Origin of the sequence: Nocardia cyriacigeorgica, from assembly GCF_005863245.1 — a bacterium.
In the GTDB taxonomy this organism is placed as follows: domain Bacteria; phylum Actinomycetota; class Actinomycetes; order Mycobacteriales; family Mycobacteriaceae; genus Nocardia; species Nocardia cyriacigeorgica_C.
Map to the genome: position 1 here is coordinate 103847 of NZ_VBUT01000012.1, position 13946 is coordinate 117792.

Here is a 13946-nt window from a genome sequence, read left to right on the forward strand (position 1 = left end):
CGGCGTGGGTGACTGCCGTAATCGGAGCGGGGCGAGGATGATGGCGGTCGTGGCCGACCGAACCGAGACACCCGATATGAAACCCCGTAGCCGCGACGTCACCGACGGCCTGGAGAAAACCGCCGCGCGCGGCATGCTGCGCGCGGTCGGCATGGACGACGAGGACTTCGCCAAACCGCAGATCGGCGTGGCCTCGTCGTGGAACGAGATCACCCCGTGCAACCTCTCCCTGGACCGGCTGGCCCAGGGCTGCAAGGACGGCGTGTTCGCCGCGGGCGGGTTCCCGATGCAGTTCGGCACCATCTCGGTGTCGGACGGCATCTCCATGGGACACGAGGGCATGCACTTCTCGCTGGTCTCGCGGGAGGTGATCGCCGACAGCGTCGAGACGGTCATGCAGGCCGAGCGCCTCGACGGGTCGGTGCTGCTCGCGGGCTGCGACAAGTCGCTGCCCGGCATGATGATGGCGGCGGCCCGGCTGAACCTGGCCAGCGTCTTCCTCTACGCGGGCTCGATCCTGCCCGGTATCGCGAAACTGTCCGACGGCAGCGAACGCGAGGTGACGATCATCGACGCGTTCGAGGCCGTCGGCGCGTGTTCGCGCGGGTTGATGAGCCGCGAGGACGTCGACGCCATCGAGCGCGCGATCTGCCCCGGCGAGGGGGCCTGCGGCGGCATGTACACCGCGAACACGATGGCCAGCGCCGCCGAAGCGCTCGGCATGTCGCTGCCGGGCAGTGCGGCTCCGCCCGCGACCGACCGCCGCCGCGACGGTTACGCCCGCCGCAGCGGTCAGGCCGTGGTCGAGTTGATCCGGCGCGGCATCACCACCTCCGACATCCTCACCAAGGAAGCCTTCGAGAACGCGATCGCCGTCGTCATGGCCTTCGGCGGCTCGACCAACGCGGTGCTGCACCTGCTGGCTATCGCACACGAAGCGAATGTCGATCTGACGCTGGACGATTTCGCCAGGGTGGGCCGGCGGGTGCCGCATCTGGCCGACGTCAAACCGTTCGGCAGGCATGTGATGACCGATGTGGACCGCATCGGTGGCGTGCCGGTGATGATGAAGGCCCTGCTCGATGCCGGTCTGCTGCACGGTGACTGCCTGACCGTCACCGGCCGCACCGTGGCCGAGAACCTGGCCGCGATCGCCCCGCCCGACCCGGACGGCAAGGTGGTGCGGGCGCTGGCCGAGCCGATCCATCCGACCGGCGGGATCACCATCCTGCACGGTTCGCTGGCTCCCGGCGGGGCGGTGGTCAAGTCGGCGGGGTTCGATTCCGATGTCTTTCTCGGCACCGCGCGGGTCTTCGACCGGGAGCGGGCCGCGATGGACGCGCTCGAAGACGGCACCATCACCGCAGGCGATGTGGTCGTCATCCGGTACGAAGGGCCGAAGGGCGGGCCGGGCATGCGGGAGATGCTGGCGATCACCGCCGCGATCAAGGGCGCCGGGCTGGGCAAGGACGTCCTGCTGCTGACCGATGGTCGCTTCTCCGGCGGCACCACCGGGCTCTGCGTCGGTCACGTGGCGCCGGAGGCCGTCGACGGCGGGCCGATCGCGTTCGTCCGCGATGGTGACGAGATCCGTCTCGACGTCGCCGCGGGCACCCTCGACCTGCTGGTCGACGACGAGGAACTGGCCCGCAGGCGCGAGGGCTGGGCGCCGCTGCCGCCGCGCTACACCCGCGGCGTGCTGGCGAAGTATTCGAAGCTGGTGGGTTCGGCGTCGTTCGGCGCGGTCTGCGACTGAGGCCCGCCGATATCCGGCGCACGCCGTGATCGACGTTCGGCGCGCTCTACGCCCGACCTGGCATCGAGCGCGTGCGGCACGCCCACAAGGCTCCGCACGCGCTGCCGGCGCTCAGGCCGGGCGCCCGGTCGGCGGCGCACCGACGGTCGTCGTCGGATCGATGACGGCGAACGTCTCACCCTGCGGCGCGCGCACCACGCCCTGACGGCCGAACGGACTGTCGCCGGGACCGCTCATCACCCGCGCGCCGAGTTCGGTGGCGCGGGTGAGCGCGGTGTCGGTGTCGTCGACCTGGAACCAGGTCAGCCAGTACGCGGCGTCGCCGGAGGTGATGTCGTTGATGCCGCCGAGCGGATGGTCGTTTCCGGCGTAGCCGAAGGTCGAGTAGGTGAAGTTCTCGCCGTCGCCGATCTCGGTGTACTTCCAGCCGAAGACCTCGGCATAGAACTCCTGGGCCCGCCGGTAATCGCCGGTGTGCAGTTCGTTCCAGCAGTAGGCGCCGTGCTCGTTGTATATCCCGGCTCCGCGATGCGCCTTGGCCTGCCAGCCGCCGAACACGCCGCCGGTCGGGTCGGCCGCGATGAACATCCGGCCGACGTCGAGCACATCGAACGGCGGCAGCATCACCGTCCCGCCCGCCGCGCCGACCCGGGCGGCGACGGCGTCGGCGTCATCGGCGGCGATATAGGTCGTCCACGTCGACGGCATCGGCATACCGGCGGGCTTGGGCCCGATTCCGGCCGCCGGTCACCCGTTGCGCAGCGCGATCAGGTAGCCGCCCGCCTGCTGTGGGCTGTCGGCGATCTCCCAGCCGAACAGGTCGGCGTAGAACGTGCGAGCGCGAGCCACATCGTCGACCTGGCAGTCCACCCAGCAGGGTGTGCCTTCCGGCCAGGCCTTGTCGCGGGTTGGCATCAGCAGTACCTCCCTGGCATTCGAGTCGGAAGACCGACCGCCTGAACCCGGTCGGCGTCCGCTCAGTCAAGCACTCGGTAGCGACCGGCGACAGGGTCGCGGCAGATGTTCACCCGATCCGGGCGAACCATCCGAGCGCCGGTCGCCCGCACCGCTCGCGGCGGCAGTGATCGAGCACAGACTTCGCCCGAGTGGTCGACAAGATCGTCCGCTGCGCGAGAGGATCGTGACGCCCGTCCGATGGTGCGCGGGCCGAGGAGGTGGGAGATGGCGGCCGGTCGCGTGCCGAAGAGCCGTTTCGCGCGGGGAAGCAGGCTCGGACGGCTGGCGGCGGGGCAGGCGGTGCGCGGGGTCGGCACCCGGTTGTCGATGGTCGGACGCACCGAGCAGGCCAGGCAGGTGCTCGCCGAACGCTCGGCCTTGCAGACCGCGCAGCAGATCGTCACCGTGCTCGGCGGGATGAAGGGCGCGGCGATGAAGCTGGGCCAGATGCTGTCGGTGCTCGATATCGACATGGTCCCGGAATCGCACCGGGAACTGTTCCGGGTCAAGCTCGCCGAACTGCGCGACCAGGCGCCCGCGGTGTCGTTCGCCCAGATGCGCACGGTCATCGAGGACGATCTCGGCCCGCTGTCGAGGGCGTTCGCCGATTTCGACGAGACGCCGATGGCCGCCGCCTCCATCGGCCAGGTGTATCGGGCCCGGCTGCACGACGGCCGCGCGGTGGCGGTCAAGGTCCAATATCCGGGCGTGGACGAGGCCATCGCCGCTGATATGCGCAACCTGGAGTTCTTCAGCAGGCTGTGGAAATCCATCCTGCCCAGTGCCGCCGACGCCGCGGTGCTCGAGGAGATCACCCGCAATCTGGAACGCGAACTGGACTATCCGCGCGAAGCCCGCACCCAGCATCGGGTGGCCGAGCGCTATCGCGATCATCCGTTCATCGTGGTGCCCGACAGCGTCGAAGAGCTGTGCGGGCGTCGCGTGCTGGTGACCGAACTGGTGGAAGGCAAGCAGTTCCAGCAGATCCGGGAGCTGCCCGAGGCCGACCGCGATCGGATCGGCGAGCTCATCTACCGCTTCTACGTCAGCTCGCTGTTCGTCGACTACGAATTCTGCGGCGATCCGCATCCCGGCAATATCCTGCTCGCCGACGACGGCCGGGTCGGTTTCGTCGATTTCGGGCTCTACAACCGGATGGACCCGGTGGACGCCGACTTCGAACGCGACTGCCTGCGATTCGCCGGCGAACACCGGGCCGAGCAGCTCTACGACGCCTGGGTCGGGCGCGACATCATCGACCCGGCCGCCGGGGTGAGTCCACAGGAATGCCTGGAATACGTGTGGGCGGCGGCGGGCTGGCATCTGCTCGACGAGCAGATCACCATCACCCCCGAGTTGGCGACCGGCGCCGTTGTGCTCGCCGTCGACCCGCGGGCCTCGGAGTTCCGCGGTATGCGTCATCAGCTGCTGCCGCCCGAGCACGTGTTCTCCCGCCGCGCCGACCTGTTCACCTATGCCGCGCTCGGCCAGCTCGGCTCGACCAACAATTGGCATCGCATCGCGCGCGAGTGGCTCTACGGCGAACCTCCCGTCACCGAGATCGGAGTTGCCACGCAGCGCTGGCGCACTCGCTAAGGTGAGTGCTCACTCATTTTCAGCGAGAACGGCAGGGGAGCGCCATGCCCTCGAAGACAGTCGGTCAGCGTCGACGTCCCAGCCAGGAGCGCGCGAAGGCGACCAGGGAGCACATTCTCGATACCGCGGCCCGGTTGTTCGGTGAGCGCGGCATCGCCAATACCTCGACCAATCGGATCGCCACCGAAGCCGGACTGAGCATCGGCACGGTCTACCGCTACTTCTCCGATCGCACCGTCATCGTGGAGGAACTGCTCGGCCGGCTGCTCGAAGACATCGAAAGACGCTTCACCCAGCAGGTTTTCGATCTGTCGGAGAACTCGGTCGAGGACCTGACCATCAATGTGCTCGAGGTGATCACCGAGGAACTGGTGGCCAATGCCGCACTGGTGCGCGCGCTCGTCGCCGGAGTTCAGTTCTACAACAGTGGAATTCCGGAGTTCGAACCACGGCTGCGGCTGCTGGTGAAGGTGCTGCTGATCCAAGTGCTCGGTCCCGGTGACGATCACGAATACGACGTGATGACGTTCGTGGTGCTCAATACCGGTTTCGCCGCCGTACTGCGCGCCTCGGCCCTCGAGGTCGGGATCGAGGAACGGCAGGAGGCCATCGCGATGACCGCGCGCATGCTCGGCGCCTGGTTCGAGGCCGAAGCCGCAGCTCGCGGCCTGCGCGAGACCCGCTTCACCGGGCTGGGCGGACGGAACGGGAAGCAGCCGTCCCGTGTGGGCCGCAAAAAGTGAGCGGTTCCCCAGGTATAGCTCCGCTGGATCGACGTGTTTGCGCGGTGTTTCCGCCATAATGCCTGGTAGATGTGGTGGCGCGGGGTGGTGGAAAACTCGAACAAAGAGGAGTGGAAGGTGAGCGCGCGCTCGCATTAGTGTTCGTTGCGTAGTACAGGTGACGAGGAGGTCACACGTGACGATCGAGAACGCGATTCGCCCCGGATGCCAGACCCCTGGACGGTCCATCTCACCGCCCGTTCGTGATGTCCGCCGGTTGTCGCGCCGGCTGGTCGACCACCTGGCCGCCTCGGTGCCGCCGTTCAGCACCCTCGGGGCCGAGGTGATGGCCGGAGACGTGGCGGCCCTGGTCCGGGTCTGCGTGGAGTGGTCCATCCAGCGGATGAACGGCGAAGACGAACCCGTGCCCACCGAACGCATCAATGCCGCTGCGGCCAAGTGGGCCAAGGACGGTGTCCCCATCGACACCGTGTTGCACGCCGTGCACGCCGGATTCAAAGCGGGCCTGGACCTGTTGTTCGCGCGCAGCGAGCCGGACGGAAGCGGTCACAAGCCGAACAGCAGCGACAACATCGTCGACGGCACCACGGCCGCACTGGAATTGCTGAACCTCATCACCTCGACGGTGAGCAAGGCCTACGTGCGCGAACATCGCGCCGGCGTCGCCGAACACCACACCGCGGTGCATACGCTGACCTCGGCCCTGCTCGGCGGTCATGCCACCTCGAAGATGGCGCGCGAGTGCGGTATTCAGATCGCGGCCGAATACTACGTGCTCGCGGTGTCGCTGCCCGCACATCCGGATGAGAGCCATCCGCGGCTGGACCCGCACGTCGTCGCGCGACGCAAGCTGCGCCGGGTGCAGGCCGCGCTGGCCGATCAGTTCGGCGATACCGCGCTGTCGCTGCTGTCGGTGGACGGCGGAACCATCCTGGTGCCAGCCACCGCATGCGCCGAATCCGACCTCGACGAGATGGTGCGCAAGCTCTCCGAGGCGGCGCTGGTGCCGATCCGCGCCACCGTCCTCACCGCCGCCGCCGATGAAGTCGCCGCGGCTGCCGACCGCGCCTGCGACCTGCTCGACACCGTGCATCAGCTCGGGCGCGGCCCCGGCCTGTACCGGTTCGCCGAGCTGGCGCTGCACTATCAGCTCACCCGCCCCGGCATCGGCCGCGACATCCTGCACGCCCGGCTGGCGCCGCTCGACGATCACCCCGAGCTGATGGAGACCCTGCGGGTGTTCTTCGCGATGGACCTCAACCGGCAGCGCACCGCCCGCATCCTGCATGTGCACCCCAATACCGTGGACTACCGGCTGCGCCGCATCGGTCAGCTCACCGGCCTGGATCTGTCGCCCACCGAAGGCCTCTGGTACCTGCGCTCGGCCCTGATCGCCCGCGTCAACGGGCCACGGGACTCCGAGGTCGACGCTCGCCAGCCGGCCTGAACTCCGGTCAGGGCCGACCTGCCGCTCGGCCCCGCCTTCGGAAATCACGGCACCGGGCCGTGCCGACGGGTCGATCCGGTGGATCGGCGCCCGCGCCCGGCTGGGTGAGCCGTTCCGTAATTCCGTTGCGGGCCGGTTGTGTTCGCGCCGTGCGGAGGTGAGTCCGTTCCTCGGTGGTGGATCGGGGCCTTCGCCGTGCTGCGATCATTTCGGCGCCGGTGGTACCTACCGGCAGGCCACGGGTCTATCCTCGGTATCCGATCCTCGAGCTGTATCCATTCTCGATGCTGTATCCGCTTTCTCGATGTCCTGGGCTTTTCCCAATCGTCGGAAGGATCGAATCGTGAGGAGCCGAGCACGTAGCTTCACCGCGGCGGTGGCGTGTGCCCTCGCTGTCGGGGCCGGTGCGATCAGCGCCCCGCAGGCTTGGACCCAGCCGGTCACGGAGGTCGCCGGCGCCGCTTTCTATGTACCGCCCGCCCCGCTACCCGGTGGCCCCGGCACCATCGTGCGCGCCGAGCCGTCCCACCTGGCGCTGTCGATGGGAGCGATGCCGGCGTCGGCGACCCGGGTGATGTACACCAGCAGCGACACCCATGGCGCTCCGGCCGCCGCCACGGGCACGTTCCTGATGCCCGCGATGCCGTGGACCGGACCCGGACCGCGTCCGTTGGTCGCCTACGCGGGCGGAACGAAGGGCCAGGGCGATCAGTGCGCGCCCTCGAGACTGCTCGCCCAGTTCATCCATTTCGAGCCGCCGGTCAACCTGATCTTCGAATACGACGTGGTCGCGTTGTACTCGCTGCTGTCGCGTGGCATGGCGGTGGTGATGACCGACTATCAGGGCCTCGGCACACCGGCCGTGCACGGATTCCTCAACCGTAAAGAGCAGGCGCATGCCGTGCTCGATTCCGCCCGCGCGGCGCTGCGGCTGCCCGGCACCGGCCTGGCCCCGGATTCGCCGGTGATCCTCTACGGCTACTCCCAGGGCGGCATGGCGTCTGCCGGTGCGGCCGAACTTCATCCGAGCTACGCCCCGGATCTCAATGTGCGCGGCGCCTACGTCGGCGGGCCGGTCGTCGATGACCAGTACTTCGTCGGCTACAACGACGGCCGCGCCGCCGCCGCGCCCACGCACGCCTGGATCCTCAACGGCATGGCCGCCTCCTATCCGGAGGTGCGCCCGGTGCTCGACGCCGAACTCAACGACACCGGCAAGGCGATCCTGCGGGATTCGGAAAGCAAATGCGCCATGCCCGTCGGGATGGCGCAGAACCATCCGCACACCGCGCAGTGGACCACCAGCGGCCAGCCGCTGACCGCGGTGATCGACCGGAATCCGGTGCTGCGGGCGGTCTTCGCCGAACAGCGCGTCGGCTCGCTCACCCCGTCGGCTCCGGTGCTCATCGCCTCGGCGAAAAATGATGAGGGCGCGCCGTTCCCGCCGATCCATGCCACCGCGGCCGACTGGTGCGGCGGCGGTGCGACGGTGCACTTGGAGGCGAACTCCTCGATTCCGCCGATGACCGGTCTGGCCGGCACCCACGTGCTGGCGTTCTTCCCGGCGCTGGACGCCTCCCAGCAGTGGATCACCGACCGGCTCGCGGGCCGGCCCGCACCGTCGAACTGCGCTGCCCTGCCCTGACCGTGCGCCCATGAGTTACCGGCTTCGGCGCGGGTCGGCTCCGACCCGCGCCGAAGCCATCGCCGTCTACCCCGAGGATCAACCGAAGGAGCCTGCGATCAGCCAGAACCGGAAATCCGGACACCGTGAACGGTCGGCGGTGGCGCGGCCGCATATCGTCGTCGACCGGGTCGAGATCGTCACCGTGCACGGGACGCTGGCACTGCGCTTCTCCGACACCGCGGGCCGGCCGTTCTCGGTCGTCTTCCCAGCCGAATTCGCCGCCAATGCCCTCGGCCCCCTGCGCTCGGCGATCCTCGACGCCGAGGAAGCCTATTGGACGCTGGTGCCCTCGCTGGTGCGTTCCTTCGGCACCAAGGAGCCGGACGTCGTGGCCGAACGCATGGCGGCCTGGCATCGTGAGCAGGGCTGGGATCGCGTCATCGAGTTCGCGACCGCCGAGGACCCCGCCTCGGTCACGCTGCTGACCCACGCCGGGCACGTCGGCATCTGCGCCGACCCGCCGTACAGCGGCGAGTCGCTGCTGGCCATCTTCGACCCGCTGCAATTGCGCCGCATCGAACCCGGCCTCGTCTCGGCCCTCGGCCAGGCGCTGCGTGAGCAGGGCACTCGGCATTGGAGCCAGCGCGTGCGTGCCGCCCGTCAGTACATCGACGGCCGCCAGTGGATCATCCCCGGCGATTACTGCGATCCCGCCCCCGAAGCCGCCGCCGCCCATATGCGGGAACGCTACGTCGAGTACCTGCGCCGTTCGCCGGTCAATCCCGGGCTGTGATCCGGCCTTTCCGGTTCTCCTGCTCCCGGGTGTAGGACATGATCACCCGCAGCACCAGATCCACGCGCAGTTCCCGCGCCTCGTCGCTGCCGGGTTCCATCAGGCACTGCACCGTGGTGCCGTCGTGCACCGCGATCAACGCGCGTCCCAGCGCCTTCGGGTCGGTGACGGTGCGGCCGACCCGGTTCAGCAGTGTCTGCACCACCGGCAGCAGCGCGGAGCTGATCGACTCCTCCCGTGCGACCATCAGGTCCCGCAGCTCCGGATTGCGCAGGGCGTGCGCGGTCACCTCGAGGCTGATGCGCTGCCACTTGTCGTCCATCGGCACCGCGCGCAGCACATGCTCGACGACCTGACGCACATCGCGGACATCGGTGACCGGGTCCTCGCGCAGCACCGCCGTCACATCGGCGAGCAGCTGCGCCGACTGCTGCTCCCACATCGCCAGGAACAGCTCGTCCATGGTGGTGAACTGGGAATAGAACGCGCCGCGGGTGTAGCCGGCGCGTTCGCAGATGTGGTCGGGTTTGGTGCGGCCGAAGCCCTGTTCGGCGAAGACCTCGTAGGCCGCGTCGAGCAGGCGCTGGCGAGTTTCGGCGCGCCGCTTGGTCACTCGGCGGCCGGTCGAGGGCTTCCCGTTCGTCGCGGCTGCGGCGACGTCGTCGGAGGGTGCCACGTCGTGTCCTTCTCTGTCCGGCGGTGGACGGGCCGATGCGCGATCACGCTGTCTGCTCCGGCCGTGCGCGCCGCTGTCGGGTGCGCTGAACCCGAGGCACAAGGTACCAAGGCCCGACTGCCGGTCGCCCTCTATATTCAATGCAATAGTGAATCCGATGCGATATTGTATCGCCGTGAAAGTGTCGGACGTTGCGGCCCTGATGCCGGTGAGCTCGGGTAGGACGGCGTCCGGTTCCTCCGGCCCCGCGACCGTCTCCCTCTGCCGGTCGGGTGTATCGCCCGATGGCTGCTCAGGCGGCGGCGCCGGGGTCAGGAGCGGAGCTCGGCCGGCGACACCGACTCGGCGATTGTGCTGCCTGCGGCACTCGTCGGTGCTTAGGTTGGAACGCAGGCGATGGGACGGTCCAGCGGGCCGCCGGCCGTCGATGCGACTACTCGAAGGAACGACATGACACACAACAGTCCTGACTCAGCGTTCGACGCCGAAGTGATCGTGGTCGGTGCGGGACTGGCCGGATTGGTCGCGACCCATGAGCTGGTCAAGGCCGGCCGTCGGGTGCTGGTGCTGGACCAGGAGAACCGCAACAACCTCGGCGGCCAGGCGTTCTGGTCGCTGGGCGGGCTGTTCTTCGTCGACAGTCCCGAACAGCGTCGCCTCGGCATCAAGGATTCCTACGAACTGGCGTTGCAGGACTGGATGGGTTCGGCAGGCTTCGACCGCGAGGACGAAGACCACTGGGCCAGGCAGTGGGCCCGCGAATACGTGCGGTTCGCCGCCACCGAGAAGCGCGACTACCTGCGTGCGCTCGGGCTGCGGGTGACGCCGCTGGTGGGCTGGGCCGAACGTGGCGGCGCGTCCGCCGACGGGCACGGCAACTCCGTCCCCCGATTCCACCTCACCTGGGGCACCGGACCCGAGGTCGTGCGCGTCTTCGCCGAACCCGTGCTCGAGGGTGAACGGAAGGGTCTGGTGCGGTTCGCCTTCCGGCATCGCGTGGACGAACTCGTAGTCGAGGACGGCGCCGTCACCGGCGTGCGCGGCAGTGTGCTGGAGCCGACCGACCTCGAGCGCGGCAAGGCCTCCTCGCGAACCGTGGTGGGTGACTTCGATTTCCGTGCGAAGGCGGTGGTCGTCACCTCCGGCGGCATCGGTCACAACCATGAGCTGATCCGCAAGAACTGGCCCGCCGACCGGCTCGGCCCGTGCCCGAAGACGATGATCTCCGGCGTGCCCGCGCATGTCGACGGCCGCATGCTCGGCATCAGCGAGGCCGCGGGCGGCGCCATCGTCAACCGGGACCGGATGTGGCATTACACCGAGGGCATCATCAACTGGGATCCGATCTGGCCCGATCACGCCATCCGGATCATCCCCGGCCCGTCCTCGCTGTGGTTCGACGCCAACGGAAAACGCTTGCCCGCACCGTGTTTCCCCGGCTTCGACACCAACACCACCATGAAGGCGATCCTGGCCACCGGCCACGACTACTCCTGGTTCGTGCTCACCCAGTCGATCATCGAAAAGGAATTCGCGCTCTCCGGTTCGGAGCAGAACCCCGATATCACCGGCAAGGATATGAAGCTCACGCTCAAGAGCCGGGTCGCCAAGGGCGCGCCGGGCCCGGTGGAGGCGTTCAAGCAACACGGGGTGGATTTCGTCGTCGCCGATACGCTGCGCGAATTGGTGGACGGGATGAACAAGATCGCGCGCGGCCCGCAACTCGACTACGACGACCTGGAACGCCAGATCGTGGCCCGCGACCGCGAAGTCGCCAACAAGTTCTCCAAAGACGCGCAGATGATGGCGATCACCAACGCCCGGCAGTACTTCGGGGATAAGGCGGGCCGCGTCGCCAAACCGCATCGCATCCTCGACCCGGCGGCCGGTCCGCTGATCGCGGTCCGGTTGAACATCCTCACCCGCAAGACTCTCGGCGGTTTGCAGACCGATCTGAAGTCGCGGGTCATGCGCCCGGACGGCGAGCCGCTGCCCGGCCTGTATGCCGCCGGTGAAGTCGCCGGCTTCGGCGGTGGTGGGGTGCACGGGTACAACGCGCTCGAAGGCACGTTCCTGGGCGGGTGCATTTTCTCCGGACGCGCGGCGGGTCGGGCGATCGCGGCCGAATTGGGCTGATCGACGACTGTATTCGGTCCGCCGGGCGGGTGCGGTATCCGCGGGTGCGCTGTGGTTTCGGTGGAGTTGTCCGGCAGATCGGATGCGTCGGTGCGGGATCGGCTATCGGCTTCGGCGGGGGTGTCCGGTGTGCCGCCGGCCGTTCCGGCGGGATCTTTCACCCGCTTCGCCCGAGGACATGGCCGAGCGCCGACTCGAGATCGGGCGTCCGGAAGGGGTGTTCGGCGCGAAGGAGGCGCTGCGGCGCGACGTGCTGGCTCGCCGCGGCCAGCTCGCGCGCGCCCTCGCGGCCGAGCAGCAGGGCGGGCCCGAACTCGGGGACCGGGATCGGCGTCGGCCTGCGCATCACCCGGCCCAGCGTGCGGGTGAACTCCGCATTGCGCACCGGATGCGGCGCGACCGCGTTCACCGGTCCGCGCAGTTCGCTGTCCCAGAGCGCGCGGTGATAGATGTCGAGCAGATCGTCGATGCCGATCCACGACATCCATTGGCGCCCATCGCCGATGCGCCCACCGAGGCCGGTGGCGAACAACGGGCGCAGCAGCCGGAGGGTGCCGCCGCGCGGCGACAGCGCGATGCCGGTGCGCACGGTGACCACGCGGGTTGTTCCGGTCGCGGCGGCCGCGGCGGCGTCTTCCCAGTCCGCGACGACGTCGGCCAGGAAACCGTCACCGCGCGAACTGTTTTCGGTGAGGTCCTCGTCGCCGCGGTCACTGCCGTAGTAGCCGATCGCGGAGGCGCAGACGAATGCGGGCACGCCGCTGTCGGCGCTGAGTTCGGCCAGCGCGCGGGTCGGCCCGATCCGGCTGTCCCGGATCGAGCGTTTGTGTTCCTCGGTGAATCGCCCCGCGATCGATGCACCCGCCAGATGGATGACCGCGTCCACGCCGGTGAGCAGGTCCTCGGCCGGACGATCCGGGTCCCAGCGGCGTTCACCCGGGTGGCGCGGTTCGCGGCGTACCAGCCGGACGACCGTGTGGCCGCCCGCGCTGAGAAAAGCCGTCAGCGCGGAACCGATCAGTCCCGAGGAGCCCGTCACCGCGATCCTCGACGCCGCGAACCCGTGGGCCTTCGCCCGCTCATGCGCGGCCAGATCGTGGGCCAGCTGCCGGTATCTGTAGGCGAACATGGGCCGCAGCACGGCGGCGGGCAGCCGGGTCTCCACCCGATCGATCACCCGGGTGTGGGTGGAATCGATCTCGGCGAATTCATGGACGTGGTACCAGGACAACGCCGTGGCCAGGGGAATCGATGCCAGACCGTCGCGCGCGAGCCGGTCGGCGAATCGGCGCGGCGGATCGTAGGCCCGCGCCTCGTGCTGAGCCACCCATCGGAGACCGCCGGGCAGGGCGAGCACGGCGCGCCCATCGGCGAGTGAGTTCGCCTCCTGGACCAGCGTCACCGGCTGCCACGGCGGCGCCAGCCGGGTGAACGCGCCCGGCCGGGCGAACCAGGCGAAGACGTCGGATCGAGGGACCGCGACCACAGCCGAACACTCGATGCTCATACCTCGAATCTACGCACTCGATCCCAGCAATGCATCGTTTATGCATCGAATTGGCGGTACCGTGAGAGCTGACCGGACGGCTACCGCGGTCGCTCGTCCGGCCCAGCCGACAACACGGCCGTCGCGGATTGCCTCGGCCGACAACGCAGAGGAGAAACCCATGAGCAACCACCTGCCGGTGCGCCGCATATTCGTCCCGGCCGCCGCCGCAGCAGCCCTGATCGCCGGCGCTCTCATCACCGCCCCCGCCGCCGCGGCCCAGCCCACGGCGTCCTGCCCGGTCCCCGGTGCGGGCTCGGTCGCGGCGGACACCGGGGCGGGCAGCTGCGCGGCTCGCAGCGTCGACGGCGCGGCAGCCGCCGCCTACGGTCTCGGTGGCACCGCCACCGCCGACGCGGGCCCGACCAGCCTGTCCCTGGCCATCGCCCAGAACGACGGCACCGCCTGTCCGCCTCGCAGTTCCTGTCCGGCCCCGCCGCCATCGCCCTCGGCCCAGGCGCCACCGTCACCACCTACGGCGTCCGCCCCGGCCTGTCCATCGGCATAGCCGGCCCGGGTGCCACCGTCACCGTCACCGGCACCAGCACACCCACCTGCACTGGAGGCCTCGGATTCGCCGGCGACTTCCAAACGTTCCAGGGGTGCCTGTCGATGGGGTGAGAATCTATTGCCGCCGTTGAAGGTATGCCGCGCTGCCCTGGCGCACGC

At 69.0% G+C, this 13946-nt stretch carries 11 protein-coding genes and 1 pseudogene; 8 read left to right on the top strand and 4 right to left on the bottom strand.

Annotated elements, in window-relative coordinates; translation table 11 throughout:
• Positions 1-40: 40 nt before the first annotated feature.
• A complete protein-coding gene (gene ilvD / locus FEK34_RS26145; protein ID WP_138452248.1) occupies positions 41-1756 on the top strand; it encodes a dihydroxy-acid dehydratase in 1716 nt (571 codons plus the stop codon).
• A gap of 111 nt (positions 1757-1867) precedes the next feature.
• On the opposite strand, the gene FEK34_RS26150 is transcribed toward ilvD, so the two are convergent.
• Both FEK34_RS26150 and FEK34_RS31005 read right to left on the bottom strand, forming a co-directional pair.
• The gene (locus FEK34_RS26150; RefSeq protein WP_249359624.1) at positions 1868-2470 is read right to left on the bottom strand and encodes a VOC family protein; all 603 of its coding nucleotides are present in this window, start codon (positions 2468-2470) and stop codon (positions 1868-1870) included.
• A 33-nt stretch (positions 2471-2503) separates the two neighbouring features.
• Positions 2504-2671 carry a hypothetical protein gene (locus tag FEK34_RS31005; RefSeq protein WP_249359626.1) on the bottom strand — a complete coding sequence of 56 codons (168 nt, stop codon included), beginning with the start codon at positions 2669-2671 and terminating at the stop codon, positions 2504-2506.
• 267 nt (positions 2672-2938) lie between these two features.
• Here FEK34_RS31005 and FEK34_RS26155 point away from each other — a divergent pair, with 267 nt between their 5' ends.
• The 5 genes from FEK34_RS26155 to FEK34_RS26175 all read left to right on the top strand — a co-directional run bounded on the left by FEK34_RS26155 (position 2939) and on the right by FEK34_RS26175 (position 8919).
• A complete protein-coding gene (locus FEK34_RS26155; protein WP_138452039.1) occupies positions 2939-4309 on the top strand; it encodes an ABC1 kinase family protein in 1371 nt (456 codons plus the stop codon).
• A gap of 44 nt (positions 4310-4353) precedes the next feature.
• Complete coding sequence (locus FEK34_RS26160) at positions 4354-5052, top strand: TetR/AcrR family transcriptional regulator (protein WP_138452041.1); 699 nt, start codon at positions 4354-4356, stop codon at positions 5050-5052.
• Between the two features lie 175 nt (positions 5053-5227).
• Positions 5228-6499: a PucR family transcriptional regulator gene (locus FEK34_RS26165; RefSeq protein ID WP_171048409.1), complete on the top strand. Its 1272-nt coding sequence runs from the start codon at positions 5228-5230 to the stop codon at positions 6497-6499.
• A 343-nt stretch (positions 6500-6842) separates the two neighbouring features.
• Positions 6843-8144, top strand: a complete 1302-nt coding sequence (locus tag FEK34_RS26170; protein WP_171048410.1) for a lipase family protein — start codon at positions 6843-6845, stop codon at positions 8142-8144.
• A gap of 10 nt (positions 8145-8154) precedes the next feature.
• Positions 8155-8919 (top strand): hypothetical protein, encoded by a 765-nt coding sequence (locus FEK34_RS26175; RefSeq protein WP_138452044.1) that lies wholly within the window; start codon positions 8155-8157, stop codon positions 8917-8919.
• Here the strand turns inward: FEK34_RS26175 and FEK34_RS26180 are convergent.
• Positions 8903-9595: a TetR/AcrR family transcriptional regulator gene (locus FEK34_RS26180; protein WP_138452046.1), complete on the bottom strand. Its 693-nt coding sequence runs from the start codon at positions 9593-9595 to the stop codon at positions 8903-8905. The two genes, FEK34_RS26175 and FEK34_RS26180, sit on opposite strands and share 17 nt — an antisense overlap.
• A gap of 450 nt (positions 9596-10045) precedes the next feature.
• On the opposite strand from FEK34_RS26180, the gene FEK34_RS26185 reads away from it, so the two are divergent.
• Entirely contained in the window at positions 10046-11731 is a 1686-nt protein-coding gene (locus FEK34_RS26185; protein WP_138452048.1) for an FAD-binding dehydrogenase, read from the top strand.
• Positions 11732-11888: 157 nt separating this feature from the next.
• On the opposite strand, the gene FEK34_RS26190 is transcribed toward FEK34_RS26185, so the two are convergent.
• A complete protein-coding gene (locus FEK34_RS26190; RefSeq protein WP_138452050.1) occupies positions 11889-13238 on the bottom strand; it encodes a TIGR01777 family oxidoreductase in 1350 nt (449 codons plus the stop codon).
• A gap of 160 nt (positions 13239-13398) precedes the next feature.
• On the opposite strand from FEK34_RS26190, the pseudogene FEK34_RS26195 reads away from it, so the two are divergent.
• A pseudogene (locus FEK34_RS26195) lies at positions 13399-13898 on the top strand (DUF6764 family protein).
• Positions 13899-13946 lie beyond the last annotated feature (48 nt).